This window comes from Curtobacterium sp. B8 (assembly GCF_000333315.1).
GTDB classification, from domain to species: Bacteria; Actinomycetota; Actinomycetes; order Actinomycetales; family Microbacteriaceae; genus Curtobacterium; species Curtobacterium luteum.
The window spans coordinates 1-881 of the sequence record NZ_BACW01000646.1; the positions used below are offsets into that span (position 1 = coordinate 1).

General features: G+C 68.6%; 1 protein-coding gene. It reads right to left on the reverse strand.

The window, feature by feature from the left end:
- The coding region (locus I59_RS20350; RefSeq protein WP_261976602.1) for an APC family permease at positions 1 to 785 on the reverse strand (785 nt) is incomplete at its 3' end.
- Between the last annotated feature and the right edge of the window lie 96 nt (positions 786 to 881).

The following is an 881-nucleotide window of genomic DNA, read 5'->3' on the forward strand; positions in this document are numbered from 1 at the left end:
GCGGCGGACCTCGAGGCGCCGCGGAACACGTTGTTCAGGACGATGACGACGGCGCCGATGAGGATCGCGACGCCGAGCTTCCAGTCGGTGTCCCACCCGGTCCAGAGGATGATGAGGTTCGCCACGATGAACGCGATCGGCGAGAACACGGCGGCGGCCGGCATCCGGTATGGGCGCTCGATCTCGGGGATGCGCTTCCGGAACGCGCCGAGGGCGAGCGGTGCCCCGGCGTACATGAGCACCGAGGCGCTCGTGATGAGGCTGACCAGCCCCTGCCACGACGGGAACGGTGCGAAGCAGGCGCAGCCGACCACGAAGGCGGTGACGAGGCCGACCCACGGCACGCCGGCCTTCGTCGTCCACTCGAACGCCTTCGGGAAGTACCCGTTGCGGCTCAGACCGTAGGAGATGCGGGTCGTCGCGGTGACGTAGATGAGGCCGGTGCCTCCGGGCGAGATGATCGCGTCGATGAAGATGATCACGGCGAGCCAGGTGATGCCGGCGGCCATCGCGATGTCGGCGAACGGGCCGGTGTACTTCGTGAAGTCCGCGGTGGCCCACGAGCCCTGGATCGCACCGGACTGCAGCGCGCCGAGGAACACGACCTGCAGCAGCAGGTAGATCACGAGGCCGATGACGACCGAGCCGATGACCGCGCGCGGGATGTCGCGCTTCGGGTTCTTCGCTTCGCCGGCGAGCTGGTCCGCCTGCTCGAACCCGAGGAACGCGAAGATGATGCCCGACGTGGAGACCGCCGCGAGGATGCCCTTCGCGCCGCCGGGCAAGGAAGCCGTCCGCCGCCGTGAAGTTGCTCCCGTGGAACCCGCTGAAGGCCAGGACGATGATGACCAGCAGGGGGATGGCGACCTTCCCCAGGTGGC